Source organism: Acetobacter sp. AAB5 (assembly GCF_050106715.1).
GTDB lineage: Bacteria > Pseudomonadota > Alphaproteobacteria > Acetobacterales > Acetobacteraceae > Acetobacter > Acetobacter oryzifermentans.
On sequence record NZ_JBNIEW010000005.1, the window covers coordinates 51,196 to 64,651 of the forward strand.

At 48.2% G+C, this 13,456-nt stretch carries 11 protein-coding genes; 8 read left to right on the plus strand and 3 right to left on the minus strand.

The annotated features are described in order from the left end of the window. Window positions 1-29: 29 nt before the first annotated feature. Window positions 30-1,262 (minus strand): MFS transporter, encoded by a 1,233-nt coding sequence (locus ACP7IZ_RS06935; RefSeq protein ID WP_426848434.1) that lies wholly within the window; start codon window positions 1,260-1,262, stop codon window positions 30-32. A gap of 91 nt (window positions 1,263-1,353) precedes the next feature. Next, window positions 1,354-2,235 (minus strand): amidohydrolase family protein, encoded by an 882-nt coding sequence (locus tag ACP7IZ_RS06940; RefSeq protein ID WP_426848435.1) that lies wholly within the window; start codon window positions 2,233-2,235, stop codon window positions 1,354-1,356. A 470-nt stretch (window positions 2,236-2,705) separates the two neighbouring features. On the opposite strand from ACP7IZ_RS06940, the gene ACP7IZ_RS06945 reads away from it, so the two are divergent. Beyond that, window positions 2,706-3,068: a hypothetical protein gene (locus tag ACP7IZ_RS06945; RefSeq protein WP_426848436.1), complete on the plus strand. Its 363-nt coding sequence runs from the start codon at window positions 2,706-2,708 to the stop codon at window positions 3,066-3,068. 2 nt (window positions 3,069-3,070) lie between these two features. Next, complete coding sequence (locus tag ACP7IZ_RS06950) at window positions 3,071-5,500, plus strand: Hint domain-containing protein (RefSeq protein ID WP_426848437.1); 2,430 nt, start codon at window positions 3,071-3,073, stop codon at window positions 5,498-5,500. 58 nt (window positions 5,501-5,558) lie between these two features. Here ACP7IZ_RS06950 and ACP7IZ_RS06955 read toward each other — a convergent pair whose 3' ends face one another. Next, a complete protein-coding gene (locus ACP7IZ_RS06955) occupies window positions 5,559-5,945 on the minus strand; it encodes a nuclear transport factor 2 family protein (protein WP_426848438.1) in 387 nt (128 codons plus the stop codon). Between the two features lie 92 nt (window positions 5,946-6,037). Here ACP7IZ_RS06955 and ACP7IZ_RS06960 point away from each other — a divergent pair, with 92 nt between their 5' ends. The 6 genes from ACP7IZ_RS06960 (at window position 6,038) to ACP7IZ_RS06985 (ending at window position 13,450) form a co-directional block, all read left to right on the plus strand. After that, window positions 6,038-6,829: an AraC family transcriptional regulator gene (locus tag ACP7IZ_RS06960; RefSeq protein WP_426848439.1), complete on the plus strand. Its 792-nt coding sequence runs from the start codon at window positions 6,038-6,040 to the stop codon at window positions 6,827-6,829. A gap of 246 nt (window positions 6,830-7,075) precedes the next feature. Continuing rightward, the gene (locus tag ACP7IZ_RS06965; protein WP_426848440.1) at window positions 7,076-8,260 is read left to right on the plus strand and encodes an MFS transporter; all 1,185 of its coding nucleotides are present in this window, start codon (window positions 7,076-7,078) and stop codon (window positions 8,258-8,260) included. Between the two features lie 190 nt (window positions 8,261-8,450). Then, window positions 8,451-10,340: an N-acyl-D-amino-acid deacylase family protein gene (locus tag ACP7IZ_RS06970; protein ID WP_426848441.1), complete on the plus strand. Its 1,890-nt coding sequence runs from the start codon at window positions 8,451-8,453 to the stop codon at window positions 10,338-10,340. 223 nt (window positions 10,341-10,563) lie between these two features. Next, the gene (locus ACP7IZ_RS06975) at window positions 10,564-11,553 is read left to right on the plus strand and encodes an ABC transporter substrate-binding protein (RefSeq protein ID WP_426848442.1); all 990 of its coding nucleotides are present in this window, start codon (window positions 10,564-10,566) and stop codon (window positions 11,551-11,553) included. A 20-nt stretch (window positions 11,554-11,573) separates the two neighbouring features. Continuing rightward, window positions 11,574-12,536 carry an ABC transporter permease gene (locus ACP7IZ_RS06980; RefSeq protein ID WP_426848443.1) on the plus strand — a complete coding sequence of 321 codons (963 nt, stop codon included), beginning with the start codon at window positions 11,574-11,576 and terminating at the stop codon, window positions 12,534-12,536. Next, on the plus strand, window positions 12,536-13,450 hold the full coding sequence (locus tag ACP7IZ_RS06985; protein ID WP_426848444.1) for an ABC transporter ATP-binding protein: 915 nt from the start codon (window positions 12,536-12,538) through the stop codon (window positions 13,448-13,450). The genes ACP7IZ_RS06980 and ACP7IZ_RS06985 overlap by 1 nt, the downstream gene beginning before the upstream one ends. Window positions 13,451-13,456 lie beyond the last annotated feature (6 nt).

The following is a 13,456-nucleotide window of genomic DNA, read 5'->3' on the forward strand; positions in this document are numbered from 1 at the left end:
AGCCATCGGCGGCACAATCTGTCTTGCGCTCAAAAATTTTGCAAAATTTTACCTTTTGTTTCTGGTAAGAAAAATACAATCAGCAACACCGCACTATAAGCGCATGTTGCAAACAAACAGATAGCCTTACCCAGCCCCATACTCTCGCTTAGAAAACCGATAATCCCCGGAAAAAGTGCCCCCATGGCCCGCCCGAAGTTATAGGCAAACCCCTGCCCGTTTGCCCGTAATGCCTGTGGAAAAAGTTCTGACAGATACGCGCCCAATCCGCTGTAAATACCCGATGCGGAAAATCCAAGAGGAAAGCCTGCAATGAGCATTTCCGTGCTGGTTAATGGCAACAGCAAATAGATAATGACACTGCAAAGAGAAAGCACTGCAAAAAATGAAAACGTAGGTTTTCTGCCCCATATATCTGCCAGAAACGCCCCGCACACATATCCTAAAAAAGAGCCGATAATCACAACCATCAGATATTCACCTGTATGAATAACTGAAAGCCCATGCTCTTTTTCCAGATACGTGGGTAACCATGTTGTAATGGCGTAATATCCACCTTGAATACCCAGGCACAGCAACGCAGAAAGCATAGTGGTTTTGAACAGGCTGGGGCCAAATATGGCCCAGAACGGCTGAGATTGCGCTTTTTTTGTAGCGGCTTGCTGTATCTTAAAGCTGGCAGGTTCAGGCACGTAGCGCCGTACGTACAGCACCAAAAAGGCTGGTAAAATACCGATCCAGAACAAAGCACGCCACGCCAGATTGGGAGGAAGCATACTGAAAGCCAAAGCATAAAATGCCGCAGCAGCGCCCCACCCTACCGCCCATCCGCTTTGAATGAGGCCGACAGCTTTTCCTCTATGCTCGGCGCGCACAATTTCTCCTACCAGAACAGATCCGACGGCCCATTCTCCACCAAAGCCAATGCCTTGCAGAGTGCGAATAATAAAAAGCTGTGTGAAATTCTGACAAAACCCGATGAGACAAGTGCAAATCGAAAACCATAGGATACTGGCTTGAAGTAACCTTACACGGCCAAACCGGTCTGCCAGAATACCGGCTCCCCACCCGCCAAGTGAGGAAAACAATAGCGTAACTGTTACCAAGGCCCCAGCAGAGGCCGCGCTGATATGCCACAGCCCGATAAGTGTTGTAATAACAAAGGTGAAAATCATATAGTCAAATGCATCAAGCATCCAACCACCAAAGGCGGAAAGGCATGTTGCTTTTTCCGCACGAGAAAGTCCGTTCACCCACACCATACTATTTTCCAGTTTTTCTTGTTATTTGGAATAGAGTATTGGAACGGACTGTATTGCAAAAAGTTTGTTATTGCGTTTGCTTTGGTGCTTCTTATGCAAACTCGTAAAGTGTTGCTGGGTTTTGTACCAGAATACGTTGGCGCATGGCTTCATCTGGTGCCCATTCTGCCAGCATGGAAAGCAAGTCTGTCGTGTTTGGCATATCGCGCACAGCAACATGCGGCCAGTCGCTCCCCCACAACATACGCTGAGGATTTGCTTGGATAAGTGCCTGCGCAAGTGGGGTAACTTGCCGCATATCCTCAAGTTTTTTTACCAGACGGTACGCCCCAGAGAGCTTTACCCACCATCCCTTCTCTGCCACGTATTTTTCCAAAGCTTTCAGCGCTTCATTGCCGTATGCTGAGGGCGTAAGGTAACCCATATGGTCTATCACGACGTCACACCCAAGCTGTGCAATACGCGGTAGAAGATCCAGCCCGTGGGCCACATCAATAAGAAACTGCATGTGCCAACCAAAAGGTGCAATGCGCGCGGCAATCTGCTCCATACTATCCAGTGCGACACCCCCACGAAACAAGGCATTAATACGCACGCCGCGCACGCCTTCTGCGTGCATCAACTCCAGCTCTGTATTACTGGCAGTTGCATCAATAACAGCCACTCCTCGCAGGCGGTCGGTATGGCGTGCCAGAACTTGGCGCATATACCTATTATCCGTGCCGTAAATACTTGGCTGCACGAGCACGCCACGCTGTATGCCCAACGCATCCAACATAGTCAGATAAGCTTTCTCCGGCGCAGGTGGCGGCGTATAGCTACGGTTTGATGTAAATGGATAACGCGTTGTATCTACTGCAATAACATGGGCGTGTGTATCACACGCAAGATCCGGCACTGCAAAATTTGGATGATGTAAAGTGCTGAATGGTGCAGGACAGGTTGCTACTGCGGGTGAGGCTGAAATAGGCATGGACCGCTTTACTCAAAATAATGGGGCGGCTTTAAACCGCTTTCGGGAATTATGACACAACAACGTATCAAACGGTTCCTGATGCCGCATTTTTATTTTCCATATTATTATTAAAGAGCAAGAATATATAAATGCCTCGTTTTATTTTGATACATTTATGCATTTTTAAAATAAAATGATGCCGTAATAATCCTCTATCGAACCGTATTTTATTTCCAGAACAAACACGCATACCACGTATTCTCATTATATAAATTCTTTTATATTCAGTATGTTAAATTCAAAATCTACGATATAAATCACAACATAATTGATATTAAAAAATATTTTATCTTTAAAATATTTTTGAGTAATATATGTTTTAAACGCGTCAACAATTCCGTAAAGTTTAGTAATTTTTGAATCCATAAAGTGATGTTTGTTTTTAACAAATTTAAGAGTTAAGAAAATTCATACGGAAAAGTAAAAACATGTCAGGCTTATTTAAACATACCTTGCCGGTCTCAACCATCATGACTGCAAAAACAGCCATAGCTCGCGGTAAAGCTGGTTATTTTAAGGCTGCGTACTCTTATCCATATTTCTTTATTACGGCGCATCATCTGGTGGAACGCGCGCGATGGTTAAAGCATGTCTTGTTTTTCATCAGGGTTAGACCAGATCCATCATGGTTTGCTGAAACGACACGTTCTGTAATCTCTGATTTCAATCACCACGGTTTTTCGTTCTGTCTGCGGCAAGCAAATACGCTGCATCAGTTTGAACACTCGCCCTCACTACAGCCCAGCAAGTCATTGAAACATTACCATCCACTTCTCGTAAAAGGTAAATAATCATGTCTGATATTTCTAAAGATACCACTATAGGTGGTGGCAGTGGCAACGCCACAGAGCAGAATGGAGGCACAGTTCTTAGCGGTATCGGGCTTTTTGTAAGTTCGGGAGGAACTGCCAGTAATGTTACTGTGGGGTCTGGCGGATATATAGATGTTTATAGCAGCGGAACTGTTACGAGCACATTGGTATCTGGTAGCGGAGCCGTTCTAAATGTCTCAAGTGGTGGTACAACTTCGGCTACATCAGTAACTGATGGCGGAAATATTATAATTTCTGCCGGGGGTTTGAGTGAGAATGACACTGTTGAAGAAAATGGTCAGGAAGCTGTTTGGGGAAAAGCCACAAATCTGAGCATTTCTGGCAGCAATACTCATGCTTATTTGCATGATGGCGGAACAGGCTCAAACTGGACGAATGAAGATGGTGGCTGGGTAGGTATATATAGTGGCGCTGCATTGGATGGTTTTACAGTAACCGGCCCCAATACATACGGCGATATTTCTGGAGGTCAGGTTACAAATGCCTCAGTTACAGATGATGGCACTCTTCAGATTGAAAATGGCGTTACAATTTCTGGCATCCATGCCGCATCGCAAGGCCAGGTTTATGTTTCCAGTGGTGGTTCTACTACTGGTACAGTTCTAAGCGATACAGGCACAGCAGAAACGGTTCTAGACGGTGGCTCCGCAAGCGCAACGTATGTAACATCAGGAGCAGGTTTAACTGTTTCTGCTGGTGGTTCAGCAACGGGTACAATTGTATCTGGCAATGGTGATCTGTTTGTATCAGGTGGTACAACTGTTGATACCACCATTACGGGCAGTGGTGCCGCCGTTTATATGTATAGCGGGAGTGTGGCATCGGGAACGACAAGCATTACAAGTGGTGGTGAAGCCATCCTTTCCGATAATGCGATAGCTGATTCCATTATAGTTGAGAGTGGCTCTCTTGTTTCCGCAGGGGATAGTTCCACCATCGTGTCTGCAAGTGTCAACAGTGGTGGCAGCATAACTTTTGGAGATAATGCCACCCTATCTGGCACGGTTACCTTGCAGAATGGCGGTAGCGCCACCATTCAGTCTGGAACAAGCGGCACTATTGATATGGTCGGAAGCCGCAATGCCGGTGTGGTTATTTCCGGGTTAACTTCCGGCGGCATTGTCACAACTATGATCAGCGGTTTTAACGGCACGTCTGCTGGAGATTCCGATGGTATTGAACTCGCCGGCCTGAAGGCTGCCGATATTACAAGTGTTACTTACCCAACTGCCGATCAGGTTACTCTTTCACTTACAAACGGCGCAACTGTTACCCTCAACATCGCAGGCGCAGAAAAAGCAGGCTATACACTTGTTCCCGATGCCAATGGTGATCTTATTTACGAAGTGTGCTTCCTGTCTGGCAGCATGATCCGTACGCCTGATGGTGACGTGGCGGTTGAAGACATTCAGATTGGCGATCAGGTGGTGACGTTTGATTGGGAAAGCAACAAAAGCATCCCTCGCCCGGTTACCTGGGTTGGCAAAACGCACGCAACTATCCGCCCCGACCTACCGCATGACGAGGCGGGATACCCGGTGCGCATTCTGAAGGATGCCATTGCAGATGGTGTGCCTTATAAGGACATGCTGATTACCGCAGAACATAGCCTGTTCTTTGATGGCAAGTTTGTGCCTGTGCGTATGCTGGTTAATGGTGTTTCCATCTTCTACGATACATCCATTACTTCTTACGATTACTACCATGTGGAAACAGAGCAGCATTCTGTTATTACTGCCGATGGCATGTTGACAGAAAGCTATCTGGATACAGGCAATCGTCGGGCATTCCGTCAGGAAGGCAAAATTGCAACGCTGCGTCATGCAACCCAAAGTTGGGAGAGCGATGCCGCTGCTCCTCTGTGTGTGGAGCGTGCTTTTGTTGAGCCTCTGTTCCGCAAGCTGAAAGCACGGAACACCAGTGGCGCTAGGGCTGAACATGCAGAACTGGTGATGGACCCAGATCTGTATTTGCTTACAGAAAATAATACCCCTATCCGTCCCTTCCGGCATGATGGGCAGCATTACAGCTTTATGTTGCCTGCCAATACGGCTGGTGTGCGTATTGTCTCACGTGCCAGCCGTCCGGCCGATGTGATCGGACCGTTTGTTGATGACCGCCGTTTTATGGGGGTTGCCGTGGCAGAAGTGCGTTTGCTCTGCGCCAACCAAGCATACGACATTACCCCTCACCTTCAGGCTGAAAAACCCGAAGGCTGGCATAACGAGGGTTGGGCAGACTGCGCATGGACCAATGGAAATGCCATACTGCCATTGGGCACCCATCTTACCCACGGTAAAATGGGCATTCTTTCCATGACCATTCGTGCTACTGGTCCGTATCTCATCGAAAATCAGAAAACAGCAGAAGCAAAAGCACGCTCAGCCTGATTGCCTGATACCGTCGTACTAGAAAACAGGTTCTATTTTCACGAATAGAGCCTGTTTTTCATTGTAATGCTCCAAGGTTTTGGTCTTTCTCGTTACCTTTCAAAAGATGGGTTAGTTCATCAACAAGACAGATGCGGCCTTCTCTGAACTGATAAAAGGCAACAACCTTGATCAGACTTTCCTCACCAGAGAGGCGTGTAATACGCGCAACATGCACCGTGGCTGCTTTATTACCCTCACACACTATATGCTGGATATCGATTTCCAGCCGACTAAGGTTGGCACGCAAAGCGCGTGTGTGAGTTTGAAACGCGCTTAATGTCATTTCATGTCCATCAACACATTGCCGATAATCAGGCGTCATGAAAGCAAGTAATGCGTTGGGGTCTGCATCAAAATTCGTGAATACAGCAAACATATTTCGGATAATCTGTTCATGTTTCATGGAAAGCCCTTTGATCTTCTAAGAAAGTAGATCAGAAAGCTTTACAGGAGATATTTTTGGCGTTCTCTCGTGAATAAGCCATAATACGACTCATGCACGCCAATCTCCCTTACCCTCCGGCCCGTTCACCTTGGCTTTTTGGTGGACAGATAAAGCAGAGCGAGCGTCGAACCACCTTGCAGCATGTACATGAAAATGGACAAATATTTGTGGTGGAAAGCGGTGTTATGGCCGTTATAACGCAAGGTGCTTACTGGCTGATCGGGCCGGGGCAACTTCTTTGGTTGCCATCAGGCTTGGTGCATGAGGCCCGCTCTCACGGCGCTATTGCGGGCTGTATCCTGTATATTACTGGCAGCAGATGCTCTTTTCTTAGCAACAAATCTTTTGTAGCAGACAGCACACGATTGCTGCTCGCTCAGGCCGAGCGTTTATCTCAAAATGCTCAAGGCGCAGTATGGAATGATTGCGTTATACGCTTGGCCGAGAGTTTCTGGGATGAATTTCTATCTATTCCTCATCAGTCCGTCTCATTGCCTTTCCCCGGTGATACGCGGCTGAAACGGGTGGCTGATATTTTAAGCACCAACCCTGCTGATTCACGAAGGCAACAGGATTGGGCTGATATGGCGGGAATGTCTCTCCGGTCATTCGTAAGGCATTTCACGGCCGATACGGGAATGCAGTTTTCAGCATGGCGCCAGCGCTTACGTATTCTCAATGCTCAGGAAAAACTGGCACGAGGCGAGCATGTTACTCATGTTGCCGCTGCCGTGGGTTACGAAAGCCTGGGGGCATTTGCCGCAGCTTTTAAAAAGAACACAGGATGTAGCCCCAGTGCCTATGCACAACGCTGCCGTGCTAAAGCTACTTCCCCAATGTGAACAGAAGCCGCATGAGATGAAGCGCGTCCATGTCTGATTATATAGCCCCATCATCATGTTCACAAAACAGTTCACGCGCGTTCATCACAATATCGCGTAAGGGAAACCGGATCTTGCGTTTACTCTTTAATTCATAAATCTGTTGTACTGAATAATAGCAATGACACGTCTCAGAACTTGCGCCCAAGGCCCTGTTTGCATGGATATTTTTACGAGGTCGATCATGAACTGTTCCAGGGTCGTGCAATGAGGAATGAAACAGGCGCAACCACACAGATTCCTCTTCGTAAAATAATAGCCCTTTTTGCCTTAGGTGGTTGTGCGCTTCTGAATATTTATGCCACTCAGCCTATTCTGCCCGATATTGCACGGCAATTTGGCGTTAGCCTGGGGGCCAGCACCTGGACAATCAGTGCCTCCACGCTAGGCGTGGCAGTTGCTGCCCCGCTGGCGGGTGCGGTCTCGGATCGCTTCGGGCGCAAACGCATTATGGTAATGGCGCTTATCGGTCTGATTGTCACAACCGCTAGCTGCGCTTTGGCATGGAATTTTGCAGCTCTTTTTTCCCTACGGTTTGCGCAAGGGTTACTGGTTCCGTTTATCTTTACCGCCGCCCTTGCTTATATTGCCGAGGAATGGTCGGGGCGTGCCGCAACTACCATAAACGGTGTGTATGTTGCGGGTACGGCATTCGGTGGGTTCTGTGGCCGATTTCTTGCAGGTGCAGCTGCTGCATTAACGGGATGGCTCTCCACATTTCTTGTCTTTGCGGTTTTGCTGTCTTTCGTGCTTGCTCTTGCTGTGTTTTGTTTACCTACGGAGCGCCATTTCAAACCCAGCCCTTCCCTTTCTGAAAGTTTAAAAAGTGTCCTAAAAGGAGCGCAGGACTGGCGGCTCCTAGCCACCTGTTTTATCGGTGCCAGCTTGCTGTTTCAGCAGGTCACCTCCTTCACCTATCTGAGCCTACGTTTGGGGGCGCCACCGTTCCGCCTGACCTCTCTAGAGGTTGGTACCCTATTTGTGGTCTTTCTATTGCCAGTCTTGGTTACGCCTTTCTTTGGGCGTCTTATTGGTAGGATTGGACGCACACAGGCTTTTCTGCTCTCACAAATAGCCGGAATTGTAGGAATTGTTCTCACACTTTCCCTCTATCTCCCTTCTATCGTGGTTGGGCTGGCTCTTTCCTGCATGGCCGTTTTTGCCGGGCAATCCTGCGCTACTGGCTACACGGCGCGTCATGCCAAAACGGGCCGGTCTGCGGCAACTGGCCTCTATCTTACCTGCTATTATCTAGGCGGCAGTATTGGGGCTGTTGCTCCCGCCCCCTTTTACGCGCGTTATGGATGGCTTGGTTGCGCAGCCCTTATTTGCATGGTTGCCCTTGCCAGTGCTGCACTCGCACGCGCAGCATGGCGAGAAATGGTTAATTGATCAATATGTACAATTCACGATTATTTACTCATATATATTATAAATAATCGCTTCTCATATATAAATTTATTTATTCAGAAACTAATTTTCTTCAAGTCTGTTGTTATTGGATAAGTGGCAGCTGGCAGAACGACCATTATACGCAGTGATCTGTTCTTCATGTCTCCCTGCGCCGCTTTCGGAGATATATATGGTTGATATTATTTGCCGAAACAGCACTTTGTTCGATGGCAGTGGAAAGTCCCCCGTTATTGCAGACGTTGCCATGACCGATGGCAAAATTACTGCAATCGGCACTCATCTTGAATCTACACACGGTGCTTTCGAGATAGAATGTCAGGGGTTGTGGCTAATGCCAGGATTGCTGGATATTCACACACATCTTGATCTGGAAATCGAACTTGCCCCTGAATTGCCAGAAGTGGTACGCCACGGAACCACAACTGTTGTGATAAGCAATTGCTCCATTGGCGTGACGTATGGTCATCAGCGCCGCAATGGTGAAGACCCTATTGTGGATTGCTTCGCAAGGGTTGAGAACATGCCCAAGTCTGTTCTAAGCCGGGTTGCGGATGCCTGCACGTGGTCAGATTCACAAGGTTATCTTCACCATCTGGAAAGCCTGCCACTGGGGCCTAATGTGGTGCCGCTTATACCTCATTCCATGCTCAGGATTGAAGTTATGGGGTTAACCGCATCTATCAGCAGAGAGCCAACAAAGCAGGAGCTTGCCCAAATGGCGCAACTTCTGGAAGCCGGTATGTCTCAAGGTTATGCTGGTTTCTCAACCGATGCGCTGCCTTTTCATTTTCTTGCCAACACACCGAACAAAAAGAAAAAAATCCCGACCCAGTATGCGCGCTTTCCAGAATTATCCCGGCTTACAAATATTGTACGACGTTATAATCGCGTTTGGCAGGCCACTCCCCCCAAAGACGATATTTTTGCCGCAGTACGCAGTTTTATGCTGACCAGCGGACGCCTTTACAAACAGCCGCTTAAAACAACGGTGTTGGCAGCGATTGACCTACAAACCAATCGTTCCGCCATGTACCTTTGCCTGCTGCTATCTTCCATTCTGAATTCTCAAGTGCTGAAAGGAAATTTACGTTTTCAGGCTTTATCATCATCATTTCGTATCTGGAGTGATGGTGCCATCAATCCGATAGCGGATGAAGTGCCGGAGTTTCGGGTTCTCAACGAACTGGAACTTGATGACCGTCAGGGTCGTGCTCGCATTCTCAATACCCCCGCATGGGTCAAAGCATTCCGAAAAATGTGGCTTAAGGGGAAAAACGGTTGGTCTCTTGCCAGAATGTTGCGGAGGCTCCGTTTGGAGGATGTTGTGCTAACCCGGCAACTCAATGACATGATTGTAGCAGAATGCCCGCTGACCGGTTGGGTTGGAGAAACGCTGGAAGCTCCTTACCGCAGGCTTCTCAAATATCAAGCTTCAAATGGTCATAATGTTTCTCTTCATGATGAAGAAACGAAATTTTTCTCAAGCTTTCCAAACCCTATCAAAGATGATGCAGCGTTTTTCCTCCATTTGCTGCGGGCATGGGATACAGATTTGCGTTGGGAAACAACTTTTGCAAACCGTAATGCCAAAACACTCAGGAAGCTCCTGTTCCACAATCAAACCCTGCCGGGTTTTAATGATAGTGGCGCACACCTTGCCAATATTGGTTTTTATGATGGAAACCTGCGTGCATTAAAAATTGCACAGCAAGAAGGATTACAGCAGGTTTCTCGCATGGTTCATCGTCTGACAGAACTTCCTGCAAAATTCTTCGGAATCAATGCAGGATTGGTGTACCTCGGTGCGCAAGCCGATCTCTGTATTATTGACCCTGTCGCTCTTGCACAATGGAACCCGGAAAAAACCTACCACTTTATGCACCGTCCTGAATTCGGATGCAGGCAGATTGTTAATCGTCCAGATGCCGTTGTACGGAGCGTTATTATCGGCGGGAAAATGGCATGGGATAACGGCACGTATTCAGAAGAATTCGGGAAAACTGCATACGGACGGGTAATCAGGGCAAAAGACCATGCAGAGGAAGGAAGCGTTAGATAACTATTTGATTATGTAGGATTTATTTAAAAATCTTCTTTTTAGAGCTGATACTGACACCAGTTCTGAGCGTGTGGCTGGGAAAAAATAAATAAAATAAAATCAATAAGTTAGAATGCATAAAAAATTAGTTCCGGATTAGGAACATTTTTATGTTGCAACCAAATCGGATCCGCTAGAGAATGAGTAATACGATTTTACATATTCGTATTACTGGAGTTCTCACATGCGTCTGCTCTCGCCTCTCCGGAAAGTTCTCTTGGCTGGTGTTTGTGCTGCGGCAACTTTTGTCTCGGCCTCCGCATCAGCTGCAACACTAAAAGTTGGTTATAGCGACTGGCCCGGTTGGGTTGCATGGCAAGTTGCCATTGATAAAGGCTGGCTGAAGGAAGCTGGCGTGGATGCCGATTTCCAGTGGTTTGATTACAGTGCCTCTCTGGATGCCTTTTCTGCACACAAGCTTGATGCTGTTATGGCAACAAATGGTGATGCACTGGTAACAGGCGCAAATGGCCACAAGGGCGAGATGATCCTTGTGACAGACTATTCCGATGGCAATGATATGGTGGTGGCCCAGCCAGGAATTACCGATATGCAGGGCCTTAAGGGCAAATCTGTTGCGGTTGAAGAAGGATTGGTCGATCATCTCCTTTTGCTCAAAGGTTTGGAAAAAGCCGGTATGAGCGAGAAAGATATCAAGCTCGTTAATACCAAAACCAATGAAACCCCTCAGGTTCTGGCTTCTGGCGAAGTTGCAGCCGTGGCTGCTTGGCAGCCTAATGCTGGGCAAGCCTTACATATGGTGCCCGGAGCGCGCCCGGTATTTACATCGCATGAAGTGCCCGGACTGATTTATGATACTATCGTTGTTGATCCACAGTCCTTGCATGATAACCGCGATCAATGGCAGCGGTTGGTTGGTGTGTGGGATCGTGTTGTGACTTATATTCAGGATCCCAAAACGCAGCCTGATGCCCTGCGCATTATGGCAACCCGCACTGGGGTTTCTCCAGACACTTACAAACGCTTCCTAAAAGGCACGCATCTTCTGACACTTTCAGATGATAAAACTGTCTTTACAAAAAAGGATGGTTTGGACTCTCTCTACGGTTCTTCTGCCATCTCTGATGCCTTCAATGTACGTTACGGCGTGTATAAAACGCCGCAAAATGTAGACAGCTACATTGATCCATCCTTCGTAAACGCCGTGAAATAAGACTGAGGTAGGAGACCGCGATGCAAGGCCTTGCCGCCTCATGGAGATTGTATGGCCGGACAGACCGAACGGCACGTGGAGTGTTCGGTATTCTGGCGGTTCTCCTGCCTTTGCTAACATGGAGTGCTGTAAGCTACCTGCCTTTTGTATGGCATCCGCAGGTGCTCATTACTGATCCCGGTGGAGAAGATTACCTTGAATCCGGCATGAGAATGAAGCGCGCAGACTTCAACCGCGCCGTGGATGAGATGCGAGCAAAACAACTGCCTGCTCCACAAGGAGTTGCAACAAACCCTGTTTATTTCCCATCCCCTGGAGAGGTGCTGTCAGCCTTCGTGCATGCGTTTACCTCTGCGGCTCCAACTGGTGCAGAGCATTCCATCACGCAGGCTTTCGGGCACAGTATTCGGATTATTTTCTGGGGTTTTGTTATCTCGTCACTCATCGGCGTGCCGCTGGGTGTGTTGTGTGGCGCTTTGCCAGCCATGGCGCGCCTTATTGAGCCATCGGTAGATTTTTTTCGCTATCTGCCCGCCCCTGCCTTTGGCGCACTCGCTGTTGCTATTCTTGGTATTTATGATGCGCCCAAGATTGCTATTATTGTTATTGGCACGCTGTTCCAGCAAATACTTGTTATTGCCAACACAACCCGCAAACTGGATTTTGCCCTTATTGAGGCGGCACGCACACTTGGTGCACGCGGATTAAGACTGCTTTTTCGTGTGGTGATACCGGGGATTCTGCCTGATCTGTACCGTGATCAGCGCATTCTGCTGGGTTGGGCTTGGACATATTTGATCGTAGCGGAGCTGATTGGCACATCATCTGGCATTACGTGGTTTATTACACAACAAGCCCGCTACCAGCATTTTGATAATGTGTACGCGGCTATGGCTCTTATCGGAATTGTCGGGCTGGGTACGGATATGGTTCTGGGCCTGCTGGCACGTAAGTTCTTTACATGGAAAAGGGAGAACGCCTGATGACCCAAAATTCTCTCCCTGACTATCGCATCTTACCGCCAGATGTGGCCGAGCGCATGGCGCACATCAAACAGCGTGAATGTGTATTGAAAATTGACCATGTTGGAAAAGTCTTCGCCCAAAAGCGTAACCAGACCATAGCGCTGGAAGACATCAATTTCGACATCCATCGGCGTGAATTTGTCTGTGTTGTTGGCCCATCCGGTTGCGGTAAATCTACACTTATCCGCATTCTTGCCGGGCTGGAAGGCACGACCACAGGGCGTATTCTTGTGGATGGAAAACCAGTGAATGGCCCCGGCCCTGATCGCGGCATGGTGTTTCAGAAATACACGCTCTTTCCATGGATGGATGTGTGCCGCAATGTGATGTTTGGCATTGAAATGGGCGGAACTTCCAAGGTGGAAGCGCGCCGAGAAGCCATGCAATGGCTCCAGATTGTGGGGCTGGAACAATTTGCCTCATCTTTCCCGCATCAGCTTTCAGGCGGCATGCAACAACGTGTTGCCATTGTGCGCGCATTAGCTGCACGCCCACGCGTGCTGCTGATGGATGAATCCTTTAGTGCGCTGGATGCCCAGACACGCCTGAAAATGCAGAATTACCTGATGGAGATCTGGCGCAAAATAGACATTACCATTGTTTTTATCACGCATGATCTGGATGAAGCCATTTATCTGGCAGACCGGATACTTGTGCTTAAGCCACGTCCGGGCCGGGTAGAGGAAGTTATCGAAGTACCGCTTTCCCGCCCCCGCAGGGCTACACAGATGACCTCAGACGAATTCCTCGCGACAAAAGCCCATCTGGAGGCACTCATTCGCTCCTTTGGTGATAACACCGAGGAAACGGATGAAGGAGCGGAAGATTTCAACATCCCCCTCCTTACCCTCGTAACAGACAAGGCGGAATAGGAAGAA

Coding starts and splice junctions, on each gene's coding strand:
- ACP7IZ_RS06985 (WP_426848444.1), top strand. CDS start 12,536: ATGACCCAAAATTCTCTCCCTGACTATCGCATCTTACCGCCAGATGTG.
- ACP7IZ_RS06960 (WP_426848439.1), top strand. CDS start 6,038: ATGCACGCCAATCTCCCTTACCCTCCGGCCCGTTCACCTTGGCTTTTT.
- ACP7IZ_RS06955 (WP_426848438.1), bottom strand. CDS start 5,945: ATGAAACATGAACAGATTATCCGAAATATGTTTGCTGTATTCACGAAT.
- ACP7IZ_RS06945 (WP_426848436.1), top strand. CDS start 2,706: ATGTCAGGCTTATTTAAACATACCTTGCCGGTCTCAACCATCATGACT.
- ACP7IZ_RS06935 (WP_426848434.1), bottom strand. CDS start 1,262: ATGGTGTGGGTGAACGGACTTTCTCGTGCGGAAAAAGCAACATGCCTT.
- ACP7IZ_RS06950 (WP_426848437.1), top strand. CDS start 3,071: ATGTCTGATATTTCTAAAGATACCACTATAGGTGGTGGCAGTGGCAAC.
- ACP7IZ_RS06980 (WP_426848443.1), top strand. CDS start 11,574: ATGCAAGGCCTTGCCGCCTCATGGAGATTGTATGGCCGGACAGACCGA.
- ACP7IZ_RS06965 (WP_426848440.1), top strand. CDS start 7,076: ATGAGGAATGAAACAGGCGCAACCACACAGATTCCTCTTCGTAAAATA.
- ACP7IZ_RS06970 (WP_426848441.1), top strand. CDS start 8,451: ATGGTTGATATTATTTGCCGAAACAGCACTTTGTTCGATGGCAGTGGA.
- ACP7IZ_RS06975 (WP_426848442.1), top strand. CDS start 10,564: ATGCGTCTGCTCTCGCCTCTCCGGAAAGTTCTCTTGGCTGGTGTTTGT.
- ACP7IZ_RS06940 (WP_426848435.1), bottom strand. CDS start 2,235: ATGCCTATTTCAGCCTCACCCGCAGTAGCAACCTGTCCTGCACCATTC.